General features: G+C 39.4%; 18 protein-coding genes and 1 pseudogene. All 19 read right to left on the reverse strand.

Translation table 11 applies throughout. The features are described 5' to 3' along the window. Position 1: 1 nt before the first annotated feature. On the reverse strand, positions 2-409 hold the full coding sequence (rbfA, locus tag MCQ_RS00325) for a 30S ribosome-binding factor RbfA (protein ID WP_006922843.1): 408 nt from the start codon (positions 407-409) through the stop codon (positions 2-4). A gap of 123 nt (positions 410-532) precedes the next feature. After that, positions 533-3058: a translation initiation factor IF-2 gene (gene infB, locus MCQ_RS00330; protein WP_006922844.1), complete on the reverse strand. Its 2526-nt coding sequence runs from the start codon at positions 3056-3058 to the stop codon at positions 533-535. Then, positions 3055-3690, reverse strand: a complete 636-nt coding sequence (locus MCQ_RS00335) for an RNA-binding protein (protein WP_006922845.1) — start codon at positions 3688-3690, stop codon at positions 3055-3057. The genes infB and MCQ_RS00335 overlap by 4 nt, the downstream gene beginning before the upstream one ends. After that, entirely contained in the window at positions 3691-5322 is a 1632-nt protein-coding gene (gene nusA, locus MCQ_RS00340) for a transcription termination factor NusA (protein WP_006922846.1), read from the reverse strand. Between the two features lie 48 nt (positions 5323-5370). Next, complete coding sequence (gene rimP / locus MCQ_RS00345) at positions 5371-6021, reverse strand: ribosome maturation factor RimP (RefSeq protein ID WP_035007756.1); 651 nt, start codon at positions 6019-6021, stop codon at positions 5371-5373. Between the two features lie 126 nt (positions 6022-6147). Beyond that, on the reverse strand, positions 6148-6849 hold the full coding sequence (locus MCQ_RS00350) for a tRNA (guanine(46)-N(7))-methyltransferase TrmB (protein ID WP_006922848.1): 702 nt from the start codon (positions 6847-6849) through the stop codon (positions 6148-6150). Next, positions 6846-8114, reverse strand: a complete 1269-nt coding sequence (gene metK, locus MCQ_RS00355; protein ID WP_006922849.1) for a methionine adenosyltransferase — start codon at positions 8112-8114, stop codon at positions 6846-6848. Before metK ends, MCQ_RS00350 begins: the two co-directional genes overlap by 4 nt. Before the next feature lie 119 nt (positions 8115-8233). Further along, positions 8234-8647, reverse strand: coding sequence for a helix-turn-helix domain-containing protein (locus MCQ_RS00360; RefSeq protein WP_006922850.1), 414 nt, complete (start codon positions 8645-8647; stop codon positions 8234-8236). A 147-nt stretch (positions 8648-8794) separates the two neighbouring features. Then, on the reverse strand, positions 8795-10429 hold the full coding sequence (gene lnt, locus MCQ_RS00365; RefSeq protein WP_006922851.1) for an apolipoprotein N-acyltransferase: 1635 nt from the start codon (positions 10427-10429) through the stop codon (positions 8795-8797). Beyond that, a complete protein-coding gene (locus MCQ_RS00370) occupies positions 10413-11411 on the reverse strand; it encodes a hemolysin family protein (RefSeq protein WP_006922852.1) in 999 nt (332 codons plus the stop codon). The genes lnt and MCQ_RS00370 overlap by 17 nt, the downstream gene beginning before the upstream one ends. A gap of 76 nt (positions 11412-11487) precedes the next feature. Beyond that, the gene (gene ybeY / locus MCQ_RS00375; protein WP_006922853.1) at positions 11488-11964 is read right to left on the reverse strand and encodes an rRNA maturation RNase YbeY; all 477 of its coding nucleotides are present in this window, start codon (positions 11962-11964) and stop codon (positions 11488-11490) included. Positions 11965-11970: 6 nt separating this feature from the next. Beyond that, positions 11971-13086 (reverse strand): PhoH family protein, encoded by a 1116-nt coding sequence (locus MCQ_RS00380; protein ID WP_006922854.1) that lies wholly within the window; start codon positions 13084-13086, stop codon positions 11971-11973. 161 nt (positions 13087-13247) lie between these two features. Then, positions 13248-14621 (reverse strand): tRNA (N6-isopentenyl adenosine(37)-C2)-methylthiotransferase MiaB, encoded by a 1374-nt coding sequence (gene miaB / locus MCQ_RS00385; protein ID WP_006922855.1) that lies wholly within the window; start codon positions 14619-14621, stop codon positions 13248-13250. 31 nt (positions 14622-14652) lie between these two features. Further along, complete coding sequence (rimI, locus tag MCQ_RS00390; protein WP_006922856.1) at positions 14653-15144, reverse strand: ribosomal protein S18-alanine N-acetyltransferase; 492 nt, start codon at positions 15142-15144, stop codon at positions 14653-14655. Continuing rightward, positions 15144-15827, reverse strand: a complete 684-nt coding sequence (tsaB, locus tag MCQ_RS00395; RefSeq protein WP_006922857.1) for a tRNA (adenosine(37)-N6)-threonylcarbamoyltransferase complex dimerization subunit type 1 TsaB — start codon at positions 15825-15827, stop codon at positions 15144-15146. Before tsaB ends, rimI begins: the two co-directional genes overlap by 1 nt. Before the next feature lie 513 nt (positions 15828-16340). After that, positions 16341-17368, reverse strand: a pseudogene (locus MCQ_RS00400) (YeiH family protein). A gap of 69 nt (positions 17369-17437) precedes the next feature. Continuing rightward, on the reverse strand, positions 17438-18043 hold the full coding sequence (gene recR / locus MCQ_RS00405; protein WP_006922859.1) for a recombination mediator RecR: 606 nt from the start codon (positions 18041-18043) through the stop codon (positions 17438-17440). Positions 18044-18079: 36 nt separating this feature from the next. Beyond that, positions 18080-18403, reverse strand: coding sequence for a YbaB/EbfC family nucleoid-associated protein (locus MCQ_RS00410; RefSeq protein ID WP_006922860.1), 324 nt, complete (start codon positions 18401-18403; stop codon positions 18080-18082). A 14-nt stretch (positions 18404-18417) separates the two neighbouring features. Beyond that, entirely contained in the window at positions 18418-20358 is a 1941-nt protein-coding gene (locus tag MCQ_RS00415; RefSeq protein WP_006922861.1) for a DNA polymerase III subunit gamma/tau, read from the reverse strand. Positions 20359-20436 lie beyond the last annotated feature (78 nt).

Below are 20436 nucleotides of genomic sequence, written 5' to 3' on the forward strand. Positions count from 1 at the left end.
TTTAATCCTCATGTTTATCAGTACGGCTGAGATCGCGTGCTACTTCAGGAGAGCGGAGTAGGGCATCAATTTTTGAAAAATTATCAAAACTGCTATCAAGACGAAAACGCAGTTCAGGCATATATTTTATTTGTCGCAACGAATGACTTATTTCTCCACGGATAAAGCGGCTATATTTATTAAGGACATTAACAACATCATCATGAGAAGCGTTATTAAGAATGGTGAGAGGAGAAACAAAACAGGTGGCAATTTTCAAATCTGGTGACATGCGTACTTCAGAGACAGAAATCATAATATTCTTCAGAACATCGTCAATTAAAATATCTCGCTGCAATATATGGGCTACCGCGTGGCGCACTTGCTCTCCGACTCTTAATTGTCGTTGTGATGGATTTGCATTTTTCATGAAAGCTTTAACCTTTTTCCAATTCCTCTTTCCTTTACCACTTTAAGGGATAAGAAAGAATAACTGCCTATAAATCCTACTAACTTTTCTCATTTTACGAAAGAGTAAAGGCATTGGAGTATTTTATAATGTGCGATTAATATGTTCCACTCGGAAAATTTCAATAATATCTCCTGCACGCATATCTTCATAGTTTTCGAATGCTATTCCACATTCTTGACCACTTTGCACTTCATTGACTTCATCCTTGAAGCGCTTGAGTGTTTTAAGTTTTCCTTCATGAATGACAATATTATCACGGATAAGGCGGACACCTGCTCCTCTTTCTATTTTACCTTCTGTAACACGGCATCCAGCAACTTTCCCAATTTTTGTAATGTTAAAGACTTCCAAGATTTCGGCGTTACCAAGGAAAGTTTCACGCTGCTCTGGTGAGAGCAATCCTGACATAGCAGCTTTTATATCATCAACGAGATCATAAATGATGTTATAATAGCGAATTTCAATTCCTTGTATTTTAGCACAATCACGTGCTTGTTTGTTGGCTCTAACATTAAAGCCAATTACAGCAGAGTTGGAAGCTTCAGCAAGAGAAATATCACTTTCAGTAATACCTCCAGCACCAGAATGCACAATGCGTGCACGTACCTCTTCATTTCCTAGTTTTTCTAATGCTGAGGCGATTGCTTCAATAGATCCTTGAACATCTCCTTTAATAATAAGGGGAAACTCTTTCACACCTGTAGTTTGTAATTTTGTCATCATCTGTTCAAGAGAACCGCGAGAACTAGTTTGGCGAGCTACAGCTTTATCACGTGCTAATCGTTGACGATATTCAGAAATTTCTCGTGCCTTTGCTTCATGCGTGACAACAGCAAAACGGTCACCAGCTTGTGGTGTTCCTTGCATGCCCAAAATTTCGATGGGTGTAGAGGGGAGTGCTTCTTTAATATGACGTCCATGGTCATCAATCAAAGCGCGTACGCGGCCCCATTCATTGCCGGCAACAATAATATCAGAAGGATGCAATGTGCCTTTTTGCACAAGAACAGTTGCAACAGATCCACGACCTCGATCTAGTTTTGCTTCAATAACAACACCTTCTGCAGTTCGTTTGGGATCTGCTTTTAGATCAAGAATTTCAGCTTGAAGGAGAATAGCTTCGAGAAGTTTATCAAGATTTTGTCCGGTTTTAGCAGAAACTTCGACTTCCAAAGTTTCTCCACCCATAGTTTCAACAAAAACTTCGTGTTGCAAAAGTTCCGTGCGTACTTTTTGGGGATCAGCAGCTGGTTTATCAATTTTATTGATCGCGACAATAATGGGTACACCAGCAGCTTTAGCATGATTAATTGATTCAATTGTTTGCGGCATAACACTATCATCAGCGGCTACAACTAGAATGGCAATATCCGTAACACGGGCTCCACGAGCACGCATAGCTGTGAAGGCGGCGTGTCCAGGTGTATCAATAAAGGTAATTTTTTGACTGTTGTGTTCTACTTGATAAGCACCAATATGCTGTGTAATACCCCCCGCTTCACTAGAAACAACATTCGCTTTTCGAATAGCATCGAGAAGAGAAGTTTTTCCATGGTCAACATGGCCCATAATTGTTACAACTGGTGGACGTTGCTGCATTTTTTCAGGATTATCAATTATATTAAAGATGCCTTCTTCCACATCAGATTCCAAAACACGTTTAACAGTATGGCCGAATTCAACAGCGATAAGCTCAGCAACATCTGCGTCAATAACGTCTCCGGGTTTCATCATTTGTCCCTGTTTCATCAGAAATTTAATCACATCAACGGAACGTTCAGTCATGCGCTGTGCGAGTTCTTGAATGGTGATGGTTTCAGGAAGAATAACCTCACGAGAAATTTTTTCTTTTGGTTCTTGGTTTTGTGCACGTTTAAATTTTTCCTGCCTGCGGCGCATTGCAGCCATTGAACGCCCACGTGCGCTTCCTTCTTCGTCCAATGCACTATTGAGAGTTAGCTTTCCACGACGTCGTTCATCGGCACCTTTTACAACTTTTGGTGCACGCACTTCTGATTTAGCAGGGGTAGCGCGTCGGTTATGCCGATCATCATCTTTATCATCTGTTTTGCGTTTTTCATTTACAGTTATATTTTTAGGCGTGATAGGAATATCTATCATTTCTATCTGGGAGTGAACAGGGGGAAGAGGTGGAGTTTGTACCGTAAGATTTTGGTTTTTTTCTTCTTGATGTGTTTCAGTTTCTTGAATTGTCTGCCGCAAGCTTTCTTCAAGCTCTTTAGCGCGTTTTGCTTGTTCTTCGGCTTGTTTACGCGCTATTCTTTCTTGGATATGAGCTTCTTCTAACGCACGAAGTCTAGCTTCCATTTCAGCTGATGAAAGATTGCTTTTAGCCACAGGTTCACTTGGCTTAGTTTCTTCGAAGCGTGGTTTAGAGCGTTGAGGAGCCACATGTGGTTTAGTAATTGGCTGTGATATTTCAACTTTTTCATCAGGCCGCGTAATTTTGCGCCGCTTGGTTTCGACGACGACAGCCTTTGTACGGCCATGGCTAAAATTTTGCTTGACCGTGCTAGTTTCTAGGGCTGACCGTTTTAAAGTCAGTGTCCTCTTGACTGTTATTTTGTCGTTATTATTCTCACTCATTGTATTTCCTTCACGGCTTGTGCCGTCATCTCACCAGGCTTACTGTACTTATCATCACGGTAGGTGATCAGCTTATGTAATGTTTTGAGAAATGCTTCTGCAGCCTTCGTATTTAATAAACCAGCATGCATCACAAGATTAGCTCCAAAAGCTACACTCATTTCATCACTTGTAAATAAAGATGTAATTTTTATGTTCTGATTTGTTTTTTTCTGTATTGTATGAATAGCTTGTGAAATTTTTTGTTTCCCATTTTTTGTAGCTTCTTTGGCATGCAGCACCAGGACGACTTGACCAGAGCGTATAGCAGCATCAACTTTGGTTGCTCCCATGACAACGGCGCCTGCTTTTCGCGCCATGGAAAGACTTCCAAGAGCAGATTTTAGCAAAAGTGTATCCACAATATGCGCAAGATTTGATGCAACCTCAACATCTGTTTTAAAACTTTTGTTAAAAGCTTTCTGTCTGATCGCTTCCTCAATAGCAGAGCGGCGGGAAGAGACCCAGACGCCACGCCCAGGCAGATTGGATTTAAGGTCAGGGACAATTTGATTATTGGGACCAATAACAAAACGGATCAGCGTTTTTGCTGAAGCATTTTTTCTTGTCACAATGCAGGTCCGTTCATTCATTTAAAGTGTATCCACATTCAAATTATCTATTTTTTCATTTTCTGCAAAATTTTCACTTTTTGCAGGATTTTCTGTAATAAGATCAGCCTTGTCTATCCAACCTGCTCGCACGCGTGCAGCTAAAACCATAGCTTCTGCATCAGCTCGTGTAATATCAAACGAGGTTAGAATACCAGAAAAACTCTGTGTTTGACCTTCTTTACGCTCTCTCCAGCCAACCAAATCGTCGACTGCATAGCCTGCAAAATCCTCTATTGTTTTTACACCATCTTCGCCAATAGCTACCAACATAGCATTTGTCATTCCAGGAAGTATTCGCAATTCATCAGAAACACCGAGTTTTTTACGTTTTTCATCAAGTTCTTTCTCTTTTTGTTCTAGATATTCACGCGCACGGTTTTGGATTTCAGCAGCAGTTTCATGATCAAAACCATCAATGGAAGCGATTTCTTCAAGATTAATATAGGCAATTTCCTCGATGGAGGAAAAGCCCTCTGATGCCATAACCTGCCCGATCATTTCGTCAACATCTAAAGATTCCATAAACAGCTTGCTGCGTTCAGTAAATTCTTTTTGACGGTTTTCAGATTCTTCCTTTTCCGTTAAGATATCAATATTCCATCCTGTTAGTTGTGAAGCTAAGCGAACATTTTGCCCACGTCGACCAATAGCGAGACTGAGCTGGTCATCAGGTACAACGACTTCGATACGTTCTGCATCTTCATCGAGGACTACTTTAGAAACTTCAGCAGGTTGGAGTGCATTGACAATAAATGTCGCAGCATCAGGTGACCAAGGAATAATATCAATTTTTTCGCCTTGTAATTCTGCAACAACGGCTTGAACACGACTTCCTCTCATCCCAACACAGGCTCCAACGGGATCAATTGAACCATCGCGTGAGACAACAGCAATTTTAGCACGTGAACCTGGATCGCGGGCAACAGACTTAATTTCTATAATACCATCATAGATTTCTGGCACTTCCATGGTAAAAAGCTTTACCATAAATTGAGGATGCGTGCGTGAAAGGAAAATTTGCGGACCTCTTGGTTCGCGGTGCACATCATTAACAAACGCACGAATACGATCTCCATAGCGGAAGGATTCACGTGGAATTAATTCATCACGTCGTACAATAGCTTCACCACGTCCTAGATCGACAATAACATTGCCATATTCCACACGTTTTACCGTACCGGAAATAATTTCACCAATTTTATTTTTGAATTCTTCGTATTGTTGATCACGTTCTGCATCGCGTACTTTTTGTACAATAACCTGTTTAGCAGATTGCGCTGCGATGCGTCCAAAATCCATAGGAGGCAAAAGGTCGGAAAAAAAATCACCAATTTTGGCGTCCGCTTGACGTTTGAGTGCATCAGATAAAGTAATTTCAGATGTATAATCTTCAACGACATCAACAATTTTAAGCAGACGTTGTAATTTAATTTCACCTGTTTTTGAATTGATCTCAGCACGGATATTGGTTTCTTGACCATAACGAGAACGCGCCGCTTTCTGAATAGCATCGGCCATTGCAGAAATGACAATTTCACGGTCAATCGACTTTTCACGTGCAACAGCATCTGCAATTTGCAGTATTTCAAGCCTGTTAGCGCTTGTAGCCATCGATTTTCTCCTTCTTTGTGCCACACGATGGGCATTATCCCAGTGATATTAATTCTTGTAATTTCGCGCCTTTTTTGAGACGTTAAGATTATCTTCTGGAATGAATTGTTGACTTAAATCTTTATTTTTCTTCAACGCATCGCGAATAAGTTCATCAGTAAGCACCAAATGCGCATCGATGATGTCATTAAAAGGAATAGGAACATACAGGGCTTCTCCATAGGCCGCTTTATCGGTGTTTAAGGTAAAGCCATCTTGCGTAATATTTGCGAGTGTTCCACGAAATTTTCGGCGTCCATCAATTGTTATTTTAGTTTCAATTTTTGCAATATGCCCTTGCCAATGAAAAAAATCAGATTTTCTTACCAATGGACGATCAATTCCAGGAGATGAAATTTCTAAATGATATTTGCGTTCAATAACATTTTGTACATCAAGAAGGGGAGAAACAGTTCGACTAACAGTTTCACAATCTTCTATTGTCATAGAGCCATCAACGCGTTCGGCCATAATCTGAAGCGTTAAACCATTTAAGCCAAGGAGTTTTACGCGAACCAAACGAAAACCTAAAGGTTTAAGCAATGGCGTAACAAGAGCAGCAACATGTGCTTCGATGCCGTTCTCTTCAAATAGACGCGGTTCATCAATATCACTCATTCTTTCAGTTTCGCTCATACACTTTATCCAAGTTAGCTTCATCAATTTTATGACATAAAAAAGAGCGGGTCCAGATGGCCCACTCCTCATCATAAGATCAAGAATTTACCCATTGATACTCTTAAATTCAAAGTTTTTCAAGTTGTTTATATAAAAGCGTTTTATCATTTATTTTTTAATAAAAGTAAGATAGGCAGGTATTCGCCCTTCGCGGAGAGCTTTTGCTTCATAGCGGGTGCTTAGCCATAGCGGATAAGGTGTTTTCCAATCCTTAGGATTTTCTGCTTCCCACTCAAAGCTGTGATGGTGTGTACAATGATATAGGGTCCAATTTACATAACTCTCTATATCGCTAGCAAAGCGAAATTTTTTGCCTGTTTTAAGAACGCGAGCGAAACGGTTAAGATTTTTTATGTTGATGAAGCGCCGTTTCCAATGCTTTTTTTTAGGCCATGGATCAGGATAGAAGAGGTCTATTCCATCAAGTGATGCATTTGGGAGCCAATCAAGGAGGTGTGTAGCATCATCATCGTAGAGGCGAAGATGATTGTGATGCTGTTGATGTTGTTCAAGAGACATTAACATTTTTGCCATGCCATTAATGAAGGGTTCTACACCGATAAAACCGGTTTGTGGAAAATGTTTCATTGCATGGAGCAAGTGTTCACCTCCGCCAAAGCCAATTTCAAGTCGCACTTCTCTTACTTTCCTAGAAAATAAGGACTTTAGGTCTAAAGGTGCAGAATTATTTAAATCAATGTTAAGAGTTGGGAGAAGTATTTTTATACGCGTAAGCTGACTATTGCGTAACCGTTTTCCATACCGGCGACCAAAAAAGGCTTCACATGTACGCGCGTTTTTTACAATCATGGTATTTTAATCACTGTTTGAAGTGTTTTAATGAGGTCGGTTTTTTCCCATGAAAACGAACCATCATGCTTTGGTTCACGTCCAAAATGACCATAAGCGGCTGTTTTTGCATAAATCGGTTTGTTGAGGTTAAGATGTTTTCGGATGCCTGTCGGTGAAAGGTCCATTATTTTGCGGATTGCTGCTTCAATAATACTTTCATCCACTTTCCCCGTTCCATGCAGATTAAGATAAATAGATAAGGGTTGTGCAACGCCAATTGCATAGGAGAGTTGAATGGTGCATCGTTCTGCTAAATCAGCTGCAACAATATTCTTAGCCAGATAGCGTGCAGCATAAGCTGCAGAACGATCAACTTTTGTTGTATCTTTGCCTGAAAAAGCTCCTCCCCCATGGGGTGCTGCGCCTCCATAAGTATCAACAATAATTTTGCGCCCCGTTAGTCCTGCATCGCTTTGAGGTCCACCAATAACGAATTTTCCTGTTGGATTAATGTACCAACTACATTGATCCGAAATAGGAATATCATGCAAAGCTTGACGAATATAAGGCTCAACCACTGAACGGACTTTATTGGAATCCCAACTCTCATCTAAATGCTGTGTTGAAAGAACAATGGATGTTACTTCTATAGGTTTTCCGTTTTTATATCGTATTGTTATTTGGCTTTTAGCATCTGGTCCTAATTTCCCGGTTTCTCCCTCTTTTTTATGGCGGGCTTTGGCAAGAAGTTTTAGAATTTTATGTGCATAATAAATTGGCGCGGGCATGAGATCTGGTGTTTCACGGCAAGCATATCCAAACATAATACCCTGATCGCCTGCACCTTCTTCACCATGTCGATCCGCAGCGTTGTCAACTCCTCGTGCAATATCAGCTGATTGGGGGCGCAAAAGAACATCAATTTTAACGGTTTTCCAATGGAAGCCCACTTGTTCATAACCAATTGCACGAATAGCACGGCGCGCTGCTGTACGAAAACGGGTAGGATTAATGCATGGGAAACCAGCGTCATCATAGATAAATTGCTTATTTTTATCTTTTTTTAAGAGAGTATCAGGAACACGTACCTCACCGGCAATAACAACACGATTTACACTTACTAAAGTTTCGCAAGCGATTCGTACTAACCATGGATCAGTACCAGTTTTCTGAGCTTCTTTATAGATCATATCAACGATTTCATCGGAAATACGATCGCAAATTTTGTCAGGGTGTCCTTCCGATACTGATTCACTCGTAAAAAGATAATCTTGATGCGGCATAGGAACTCCTTCAAAAAAGAAAACCAACACTCTATTAAAGTCGCCTTTATTTGCCAATCCCATGACAAATCGTCAATGCTGATTTATGAGATGAGTGAGAGAAAGAATATATTTTTAATTTATAGCTTGTTTTTCAGATCTTCTTCAGAAAGTGCTTTTGCTAAATCAATGATTTTTCGACGCACTCTAGCATCAGATATATTAGTGAAAGCGCGCATAAGTTGGATTCCCTCACTGCTAGAGCAAAAGTCCATAAAATTGTTATCGCTTTCAGCAAAGCCTTCCACATGTTCGGTATTAAGACCTTTATCAAAAAAATAAGAAACAGGTACATCCATAATTTCTGCAATAGCTTGAAGACGACTTGCACCAATACGGTTTGTACCTTTTTCATATTTCTGAATTTGTTGGAAAGTGATGCCTAGTTTTTCTCCCAATTTTTCTTGGGTGAGTCCTAAAATATTACGACGTAGACGAATACGGGTTCCGACATAGATATCTATGGGATCGGGTTTTTTTCTAGTTTCGGTCATAATGCAACTCTTTAAATTTTCAACAATTCGCTTCCAAATCAACATCAGATTTATGTGATGTTGATTTATTATACAATAAAATAATATTTAACACTTTTTCCCAACGCTAGTGGTATATATAACATGATACCATAAATGGGCGTTCGATCATTTAAGCTGTTTTGTAGAACCAAAACAAACGCGGCACAGTAGCATAAGAATAAATAAGATGAAAGTAGAGAATATTCTGTATTCATTGCTTCCTATAGGGGAAATAGATGATGGGATCGGTGAATCAATAATGCCAACAGCATCTTGCTGGAGAGCTACAATGATTCGTCCATAAGAATCAATGACAGTGGATATCCCATTATTAGCTGCTCGTATGAGGGGAATTCCCAATTCAACTGCACGAAGCTGTGCTTGTTGAAGATGTTGGTATGGTCCGGGTGTTACGCCAAACCATGCATCATTTGTAACATTAATGATTGCTTGAGGAGAGGCGCCTTTAAAAGTCATTTCATTGGGAAATATTACTTCATAGCAAATCAGCGGAAGATAAGAAAAACCGTTTGGCATCATGACAGTTTTGCGCACACTTGCAGCACTATATCCTCCAATATTATCAGCAAGGATATGCAGTCCAATTTTTTTCAATAGATTCTGATAGGGAAGATATTCACCAAAGGGAACTAGGTGAAGTTTATCAGAAGTGTTTAAAATATCACCCTTAGCGTTAATGACTGCAATTGTGTTAAAATAGTGGGTTTGTGCATTGGCAGGATCATTACTAGCACGTATAGCGCCAATAATAGCCCATTGTTTGGGCTTAAGAAGAGATGCAATGCGCATTGTGATATCAGAGTTATCATCGAGAAGGTAAGGAATGGATGCTTCGGGCCATATGATAAAGTCGGGTTCTGGATTCTGATCCGCTGTGGATGTCGCAGTTAGTTCCGTATGAGCTGTAAATATAGCTTCTCGTGTAGTATTACTCAATTTTATGTTTTGTTGGATAGAAGGTTGAATAATGCGCACCCAATAACTATTTTTTTTGTAATCAGCTATGTTAGGCGCGCTATTAAGACGATAAAACCCAAAACCACTGTGAAGTAATATAAGTGCTAAGCAAAGAAAAAGTGCGGATTTCTTTTTTTCATCGGTTAATAAAACAGCTGGTAAACTGTAGGCTAAGACGGTAAGAATATTCATTCCGTAAAGTCCTACGAGTGCATCAGATTGCATGAGCATAGGGGTTGGCATAGCTGTATAGCCAAGAGCATTCCACGGAAAGCCTGTGAACAAAATTGCGCGCAACAATTCTGCTAATCCCAGCGCAAAAGCTAGAACAAAAAAGCGTGCTATTCCCTTTGTCCATAACATACCGCCAATAAACCCAGCAAAAAACCAGTAAAGAGAAAGGTAGATGGGAGGGCCCAAAATAGCAAATGGCACTGCCCAACCAAAAGCAGCTGGATCTGTCAACAAAGCATTGCACAGCCACCAAAGGCCGCAAATAAAATAACCGAAGCCAAAGGCTCCATAGCTTAAAGCATAGGTCAGAAGGCGTTTTTTATTGTTTTGGATGGTATTTATTGTATCAAGTAAAACAATAAAGATGGGAAAGGTTAAAAAACAGAGAGGTGTTAAATAAAAGGGTGGAAGCGCAAAAGATGTAAACGCACCACACACAAATAGCACTGCTTGCCGTTGCCAACCAGTAGTGGAAAGCAAGAAAAGTATGAAACTGTTTAAAAACACTCGGCTATTCTTTGGAGATGACATTTTATTTAAAATTTTCATTCTCCGAGATACGAAAAATGCGTAATCGCTTAATCCGACGTTTATCAGCTTCTAAAATACGGAATCGATAGCCTGGTACCGCTTCAACGATTTCACCTTTTGCAGGAATGCGATCAAGAATGGAGACAATCAAACCACCAATAGTATCGACTTCATCCCCATATTCTCCTACGATAAAATCTGGACCAAGAGCTTTTTCCACATCTTCTAGTTCGGTTCTTGCATCAACGAGCCATTTATTATTGGGTTCACGTACGATAGCATTGTTGACATTATCATGTTCATCTTCGATATCACCAACAACTAATTCGACAATGTCTTCCATAGAAACTAAACCATCTGTTCCACCATGTTCATCAATGACTAAAGCCATTTGTGTACGTGTGGCTTGCATTCGTGTCAGTAATTTTCTTGCAAGCATGGAGCTAGGAACGAAGAGAACTGTTCGAATCAGGTCCAACTCACCGATTGGAGTATGTAAATCTGCATGGTTTAACTGCAGTGCATTCGATGTTTGCTCTGTCTGGACTGATTGTATAATAAAGCGCGTTATATAATTAAGGATATCGCGGATATGGATCATTCCCCTCGGATCATCTAAGGTTTCAGCATAAACGGGGATGCGAGAATGACCAATTTTTGCAAAACATTGAAGAGCTTCTCCAAGAGGGGTATTTATTTCTAATGCCTGGATTTCAGAACGTGGAATCATGACATCATCAACGCGTGCTTCACGCAAGCGTAAGATGTTATTGAGCATAGTACGTTCTTCAGGTGAGAAGAGGGCAGTGTCCTTTTCATTGTCAGCAGTGAGAGCAACGGTAAGATCATCGCGCAGTGAGGTATAATTACGGCCACGTAAGAACGAAAATAAATGATTTATCAGAGAATTTTTTTCCGTGTGATTTGTTCTTTGAGAGGGATGTTCTTCAATATTAGAAGATGTTTGACTGTTATTTTGTGCATTTACTTTGTTTGCCATGGTTTTGAGATTTTCTAGACTTTTTTTATTATAATAGAGGCATAAGGTGCTTTAAATTATATGATTGTGATATTTGTTAAGATAATTCAGCATAGGGATCCTTTATAGAAAGCTTTTGAAGAATTTCTCTTTCAAGCTTTTCCATGTGGTGCGCTTCATCATCTGTTTCATGATTATAGCCAAGAAGATGGAGGACACCATGGACGATCATATGCGTTAAGTGGTCCTGAAATGATTTTCCTTCTTTCTCTGCTTCAAGAACAACGGTTTCTCGTGCAATAATGATGTCACCAAGCATCGGCCCAGGACGATCTCCAGCTTTAAGAGGCAAAGCAGGAAAAGATAATACATTTGTGGGTTTATTTTTATTGCGCCATAGCGCATTGATCTTTGCCATATGTTTGTCATCCGTAAAAAGCAAACTAATTTCGCTTATAACATTTTCTAATGAAACATGATGCATTGTTGTTTTTAATGCTTTTTCAGTGATATTATAAAGCATTTTTTCATCATTCCACCCCGTGCTCTCAACAGTTATATCAATAGTAATCATGACAAATCAAATTCGCTTTTGGGGTGCACCATATGAAGGTGGTATTTCCTTATTTTGTGCCCCAGAATCACGATCATAAGCACGCACAATAGCGGTAACAAGAGGATGGCGCACAACATCTTTTTCATTAAAACGAATAATTGCAATATTTTCTACATTGGAAAGAATGCGTATTGCTTCGATTAAACCTGATTTTTGTCCCGCAGGCAAATCAATTTGGCTTACATCACCGGTAACAATCATGCGTGCTCCTTCTCCAAGACGTGTGAGGAACATTTTCATTTGCATGGGTGTAGTATTTTGTGCTTCATCAAGAATAATAGCTGCATGAGTAAGTGTTCGTCCGCGCATGAAAGCAAGAGGAGCAATTTCGATGACACCAGAGGCTAAAATGCGTTCTACTTTTTCGACGGGCATCATATCATAGAGAGCATCATAAAGTGGACGTAAATATGGGTCGACTTTTTCTTTGAGGTCACCGGGAAGAAAACCAAGATGTTCGCCAGCTTCAACAGCCGGACGTGAGAGGATAATTCGTTCAATGATACCACGTTCTAAAAGCATTGCAGCATGAGCAACAGCAAGATATGTTTTGCCTGTTCCTGCTGGTCCTATACCAAAAACAAGTTCAGTGCGTTCCATTGCGTGTATGTAAGCAGCTTGTGTCGGTGTCCGTGCATGGATTGTTTTTTTATGGGTACTCAACCGTGCTGGTATATATTTTGTTGCAGGTTGGTTTGCGGTTAACAATTCTTGCTGTTTATGTGGCAAATTTGCCATGGCAATCGCTCCTTCTATATCCGATAAAGTGAGCTCTTGGTGTGTTTTAACACGTTCATAAAGCTGCTGTAACACATATTGCGCGTGCTTTGTGGCAGTAGTTTTGCCATGGATTAAAACTTCATTGCCGCGTGGATGGATACTAAGTCCAAGCTTTTCTTCGATATAAGCAAGATTTTCGTCGAATTTACCAAATACTGCTTTCGCATATCTATTATTTTCAAAAATTAAAACAATGTGATTAACATCGGATGCATTTTCTTTTTCTGAGATAATATTATTCTCAGGGAAAATACTTATTTCCTCTTTAACGCGCTTTATTTTTTCGGTTGAATCTTTCAACCTATTCTCCCATATCTACAAAGTTTTGCAAACTTTTCTGAGTAAATTTTATAAAAAACAACCATTCTTTGTATAGAGTGTAAATTTGAAGTGTGATCATTTTTTTCAAAAATAAAAAAATTTTCTAAAATTTATTTTTTGAACAAGATTTCAGAAATATATTATACATTTGTTGTTTCGCCGACAAAACTGTTTGAGCTCGCATTTTTTATATGAATTGGTATTACGGTTCCTGTACAAGCCTCTGTATCCACTACAACAGGCAAAAGCCAAGGTGAACGACCTACCATTTGCCCAGAATGACGTCCAGCTTTTTCAATGAGAACATCGGTTGTTTGACCAATTTTGGAGCGCAAAAATGCATTTTGCTGTTCAAGGAGAAGGATTTGTAAATGTTGAAGCCGAGCATCTTTCACAGCTTCATCAACATGATTTTTCATTGTTGCACCAATTGTTCCAGGCCGAGGAGAATACTTGAAAGAATAGGCTGAGCTGTATTGCACTTGCTTAATAAGTTTAATAGTCTCTTCAAAATCTTCATCTGTTTCTCCTGGAAATCCTACAATAAAATCGCCTGAAAAAGCAATATCGGGTCGTGCGGTACGAATTTTTTCGATAAGATGAAGATAATGAACGCTTTTATGTTGACGGTTCATTGCTTTTAAGATGCGATCCGAACCTGATTGGACAGGGAGATGCAGATAAGGCATTAATATGTCAAGATCTCGGTGTGCAGCAATAAGGCTGTCATCCATATCACGTGGGTGGCTAGTTGTGTAACGGAGACGCTTTAAACCATCCAGTTTAGCGAGATGATAGAGAAGATCACCAAGACGCCAAGTTTTACCGTTAGCACTTTGCCCGTGCCAACCGTTGACATTTTGTCCAAGGAGGGTAATCTCTTTGACACCAGCTTCAATGAGTTGGCGGGCTTCTTCGGTAATTTGCTCGACAGATCGCGATATTTCACTACCCCGTGTGTAGGGAACAACACAAAAAGTGCAAAATTTATCACAGCCTTCCTGTACTGTTAAAAACGCGCTAACGCCTCGTTTTCTTACGGCACGTTTATTATGAGGTGGCAAATGCGCAAATTTATCCTCAACAGCATAATCTGTTGCGACAATTTTTTTCCCCTGTTTGGTTTGTTCTAACAAGTCTGGCAAGCGGTGATACATCTGTGGTCCAATGACAAGATCCACTGTTGGTGCACGACGCAAAATTTCACGTCCTTCCGCTTGTGCAACACAACCTGTTACGGCAATCATCAAGGGATTATCAGCTGTACGTTCTTGACGCATTATGCGCAAGCGACCAAGATCAGAATAGAGTTTTTCTGCTGCTTTTTCACGGATGTGACAGGTATTGACAAGAATAAGATCGGCATCATTTGGTGTTTGTGTAGCGACATAACCTTGTGAACTGAGACTATCAGTCATTCGTTGGCTGTCATAAACATTCATTTGACACCCATAGGTTTTGATAAAAACCTTTTTAGGAGCAACAGGGGGCGTATTTTTAGGATTTTTATTCATAGCGCATATCTAAATGTTTTTGACGCAAATCTCAATCTGTTTGCTTAAAAGTTTTTTGCATGATGATTGCATCTATGCGGCTGTTTTTTGATTGATAGTAGGCGGGGCGTTTAGAAATTTTTTGAAATTCGAAACATTGGTAAAGGTTTAAAGCAGAAAGATTAGTTTCTTCTACTTCTAGGAAGAGTTTTATAGCGTGTTTGTGCTGAAGATAGCGAAGTGTACTATCGATAAGCAGATGGCCAATTCCTTGTCGACGACAATGAGGTTGGACAGCAATTGTGATGATTTCTGCTTCATCAAGAATAAGACGGCATAGACAAAAGCCTAAGATTTGATCAGGTTGCCCAATAAGAGAGGCTTTGTATCCGAAGATAGAGTGATCTTGTAAGAAATGATCAAATGTTTGTTTTTTCCAAGAAGGGATAAAACAATGCTGATGAATTTGAGAAAGGGAAGCACTGTCATTTGCTTGTAGTGGAGCAATCCAAAAACGCTTTTTTGTTAATGAAAATTTGGACATTATTTTTTTCTTGGTAAAGCAAAACCGGTTTGTTGTTTAACATCAGCATTACGTAAATAGAGCGGAGAGGGGCGTTCTTGTGGTTGTTTGCTTGCAGCAAGGTGAGCATAACTTACAATATCAGCCGCTTCGCATAAGATTTGATCTAGTACAGCTTTTTTGTTGATCTGATTGTTTTTAATATACAGTGCAACGATATTAGCTGCTGGACCGGTTAGTCTTGTTTGTTGTGGTAAATCTTCAATGATATTTTCAATTGTTTTTAAGCCAGGTGCTCCTAAAGGGGTGAGATCTTGGTTAAAATTCTGATGGTAGAACATATCTCTACCGGCTTCAATGACAACAGTGATTGCTAACGTAGTATTTTTATCTGCCGCCTGTACTGCCAATGCTTCAAGTGCGCTTATGCCAACAGCTGGTATTTCCAGCGCTAGCGCTAAAGCTCTTGCTGTTGAAACGCCTACACGCACACCGGTGAATGATCCAGGTCCAATATTGACAGCAATACGATCAACTTGATCAAGAGTAATATTGGCTTGGTCGATTACTTGTGCAATATGTCCAATAAGTTTTTCTGCGTGCCCTTTGTTCATGCGTTCGCTGATGCGTGCAATGATGGATTTATGACGAATGAGCGCAACAGCGCAATAGATTGAAGCGGTGTCTATGGCAAGGATAAGCATAAGAATATTGTAGTTGAATAATATGATAAACAAAAGGCCTGCTGTATTTTTTACTGTTTTTTATTTTGTTAATGCATTTTGCAATAATTTAAGAAAGTTATAAAACTTATAAAACACGCTGTTTTTTGAATTATTTTTTATGTGCAACCAATATTCAATATGTTTTTGCGCGGTATCTTTTTCGTTTACACGAAAAAGATACCTCCAGTGAGATAGAGTTTTTTTGCAAAAATGTAATATCTTTTTCTTATTAAATGCGGAAGCATTTATTTACCTTTCATTATGTTTTGTTGAAAGAAAAAAGTAAGCAACAACCATTTGAAGGGAAGAAATCATGAGATCACATGTCTTTTTTCCAATAAGAGTTTATTCCATGAACTCTTTGTAAAAACTTCCTTTTGATGAGAACAGAGTTTTTTTTTGATGCACTAAGCATTTTAATACTACGCTGCTCAGTTACAAGCAACTGTGTATTAAAAAAGTAATTGAAAAACCAATTTGAGAGCATATTTTTCAAAATGTTATATGGTTCAGATCAATCAATTTTATCATGATAAGGCTGCAAGCACTGAGAAAGAGGATGGAGGAAGTTGCAGCTAAAATAACGCGCCTTCCTGCTTTTTTAAATGAGCGGATGTCAACACCTAATCCTAAAGCTGCCATTGAAATAACTGTAAACAATTGAGCAATAAATTTGATCGGGTTTATAGCCGTTTCAGGAATAAGCTCGCTTGAACGAATAAGCATCATGATAATGAAACCTATGATAAACCATGGGACGAGGGTGTGTAAACGAAAATGTGTGTGTGCCGTTTGGCGATAGATGATTGACAGGCTAAAAATAACAGGACCTAACATTAAAACCCGCACCAATTTGACAATTGTTGCAATTTGAACACTCACAAAAGAAACAGATGCTGTTGCTACTAAAACCTGTGGTACAGCATAAACAACCATGCCTGCAAGCACACCGTATTGGCTAAATGACAAATTCAAAAGCGGATGTAAAAAAGGGAGAAGTAAAATAATTAGAACTCCTAAAAGGGCAGTAAAGGCAATTGATGCTGCTACATCTTCATGCTTTGCATGGATAACAGGAGCAGTTGCAACAATAGCTGAATTGCCACAAATGGCATTCCCACAAGCGACCAGCATTGCTAAATTTGCAGAAAGTCCAAAAAGTCTGCCTAGAACGAAACTGATGAGGATAGTTATAAATATAACGAATACAATGCTAGCAAGCAAATTCCAACCGGCTGAAAGAACTGTATGGATGCTAATGCTTGCTCCTAGAAGAACAATAGCAATTTCAAGAAGTGTCTTTGCACAAAAGGTTATACCTTCTTGAAAATATTTCGGCAGATTAAAACAGCTACGGATAATAGATCCTAAGAGGATTGCCAAAACAAGGCTTTCGAACCACGGCTCTGAAAAAAGTTGTTTTTCTAGAACTTCTAAACCATAAGCTAAGCCGGATATGAGCAGACATACTAGGTACCCGGTCCAAAATTGTTCAAAAGTGAAAGCTTTTTCTTTAGCATTTTAATATTCCCCCATAAATAAAGCAGCAATAGCAGATAGGAAGTGATAACAGGCATTAGAAGCGAGTTTTAAAGATTAGTCCTTGCTTGTAAGGCTGCAGCCAAGGTTCCATCATCAAGATAATCGAGTTCACCCCCCACGGGCACTCCATGGGCAAGCCGAGTAATTTTAACTGAACAATTAGTGAGTTGATCAGTGATGTAGTGAGCTGTTGTTTGTCCTTCAACTGTAGCATTCACGGCTAAGATAATCTCTGTAATTTGATTTTGTAAAACGCGCTGTATTAAGGAGGTGATGTTGAGTTCATCAGGTCCTATCCCATCTAATGGGGAGAGTCTTCCGCCTAATACATGATAACGTGCAGCTAAAGTTCTGGCACGTTCAAGAGCCCAAAGATCAGCAATATCTTCAACAACAATAATTGTTGTATCATCGCGGCGAGGATCTGTACAAATTGAACAAGGATTCGTTGTATCTACATTTCCACAAATAGAACAAATGCAGACTTTTTCTACAGCTGCTTGTATTGCTGCTCCTAAAGGTTCAAGCAATGTTTCCTTTTTTTTGATGAGGTGAAGTGCAGCACGGCGTGCCGAACGTGGCCCAAGACCTGGTATCCGCGCTAAAAGCTGAATGAGACGCTCAATCTCAGGTCCTGCGATGTGTTTAGACATACTCTTGTTCCAAGGGATTAAATAAAATCCAGTTCGTTAGAACGGAAGTTTGAAACCTGATGGGAGTGGCAGCCCTGCTGTCATGCTTTTGGTTTTTTCTTCCATAGCCATTTGAATTTTTGTTTTGGCTTCATTATAGGCTGCCATAATGAGATCTTCAAGAATTTCAGTTTCCTCAGGTTTGAGGAGTGAAGGATCAATTTTGATTGCGGTTATGGTATTCTTACCGTTTAAGGTGACGCTGACAAGTCCACCGCCGGCAATGCCAGTCACTTGCAAATTCGCTATTTCTTCTTGAATTTGCTGCATTTTTTCTTGCACTTCTTTGGCTTTTTTCATCATACTCATCATATCACGCATAGGAATAGGTATCCTTATTCATCATTGATATCACTTTCATTTTTAAAGGTATCAGCATTTTTAAAGGTATTGGGGAGTAAATCAAGATCGTTTTCTTGTTTATTCAGGCGAATATCGACAATTTTTGCTTCTGGGAAATAGTTGAGAATTTTCGCGATATCCGGATCTGCTTCTGCATTAGAGAAAAGTTTTTTTTGGATAGCAACACTTTCTTCCTGTAGGGTTGGTCCTCCTCCTTCATTGACAAAGGTTATAGTCCAACGTTTTCCAGTCCATTGAGATAGCGTTTTTTTGATATCACTGGCAAGTGAACGTGGAGCATCTTTAGCAAGCCTTAAAGTAATATGTCCTGGTTCAAAAGAAACAGGATGAACAAATTCTTTAACAAGGAGTTTAAAAGAGATTTCATTATACTGTTCAGCTAATTTAATAATATCGTGTAGGGAATCAATAACTATAGTTTTGGGTTCAATAATTTCCTTTGTTGTTTGCGTAGAAGGAAGCGGTAAATTTACAATATTTTCAGAACGTGCAACAGACGGGGACATTTCAAGAACGTCTTTTATTTCAGGTAATTGAGTGCTTTTGGTAGTTTGAACCTTCAATGAATCTTCTGATTGTAAGGAGTGGTTTAATTGGTTTTTCGAGGGTGTTTTTAAATCTGCTTGGTTTGTTGGTGTGTTTGAAACGCATAGAAAAGGATGGGCATCTACAACTGCTATTTTTGTTGTATTATTTGCATTTGTGGATTTTTGATGAGAAGAATTTTCGACAATTGTGAGAGATGTTTTTTCTTGCTCAAGCTTTTTTAAAGCTTCATCAAGGGTTGGCAGATCAGCAGTATGAGCCAGACGAATAAGTAACATTTCAGCAGCTTGAAGTGGACGCGTGGTTTGACTAACTTCTTGTAAGCCTTTGAGTAACATTTGCCAGTTTCTGGACAAAACAGGAACAGAAAGTTTTTGCGAAAAATCTAAGCTTCTCAAACGCTCATTCTCAGTAAGCGAGAGATCTTCGACTTTTTCTGGTGTAAAACGTAAACGTGTGACGAGATGATTGAAATCAGCCAATTCTGTCAATATAGTGAGAGGATCAGCACCTGCATCATATTGGCTGCGCAATTCATGCAATGCATTTACAACGTTGCCCTTCATGATGAATTCAAACAGATCAATAATACGTGCTTGATCAGCTAATCCTAGCATTGTGCGTACTGCAACAGCGCTAACATTGCAATTGCTATGAGCAATTGCTTGATCAAAAATGGACAGTGCGTCACGTGCAGAACCTTCTGCAGCACGTGCGATCATGAAGAGCGCTTGATCTTCTACTTCCACATTTTCATATTTAGCAATTTGGCGCAAATGAGCGACCAAAGCTGTTGATTCAATACGCCGTAAGTCAAAACGCTGGCAACGAGAAAGGATTGTAATCGGAACTTTGCGAATTTCTGTCGTTGCAAAAATAAATTTTACATGTGGCGGTGGTTCTTCAAGTGTTTTCAATAAACCATTAAATGCCTGTGTTGAGAGCATGTGCACTTCATCAATAATATAAACCTTATAGCGTGCAGAAATAGGACGATAACGTATTTGTTCGATAATTTCACGAATATCATCAATACCCGTATGTGAAGCTGCATCCATTTCTATAACATCGATATGGCGTCCTTCGATGATTTGTGTGCAATGTTCACCAAGTGTATTCAATACAGTCGTTGGTTGGTCAATATCTTTTGTTTTGTAGTTGAGCGCACGTGCTAAAATACGCGCTGTTGTTGTTTTCCCCACTCCGCGAATTCCTGTTAGCATCCAAGCTTGTGCAATGCGTCCTGTTTCAAAGGCGTTAGTGAGGGTGCGCACCATTGCTTCTTGACCAATGAGGTCGGAAAAATTTTGAGGTCGATATTTGCGAGCAAGAACGCGATAGGTTGTTTCTACCGACATATTTTTCATCAATAATTCCAACTTTGAAGCTCTTTTTAGTACATTTCGATAACACGCAGGCACGAGCTAATACTGCAATCTAATATA

It is taken from the genome of Candidatus Bartonella washoeensis Sb944nv, from assembly GCF_000278135.1.
In the GTDB taxonomy this organism is placed as follows: domain Bacteria; phylum Pseudomonadota; class Alphaproteobacteria; order Rhizobiales; family Rhizobiaceae; genus Bartonella; species Bartonella washoeensis.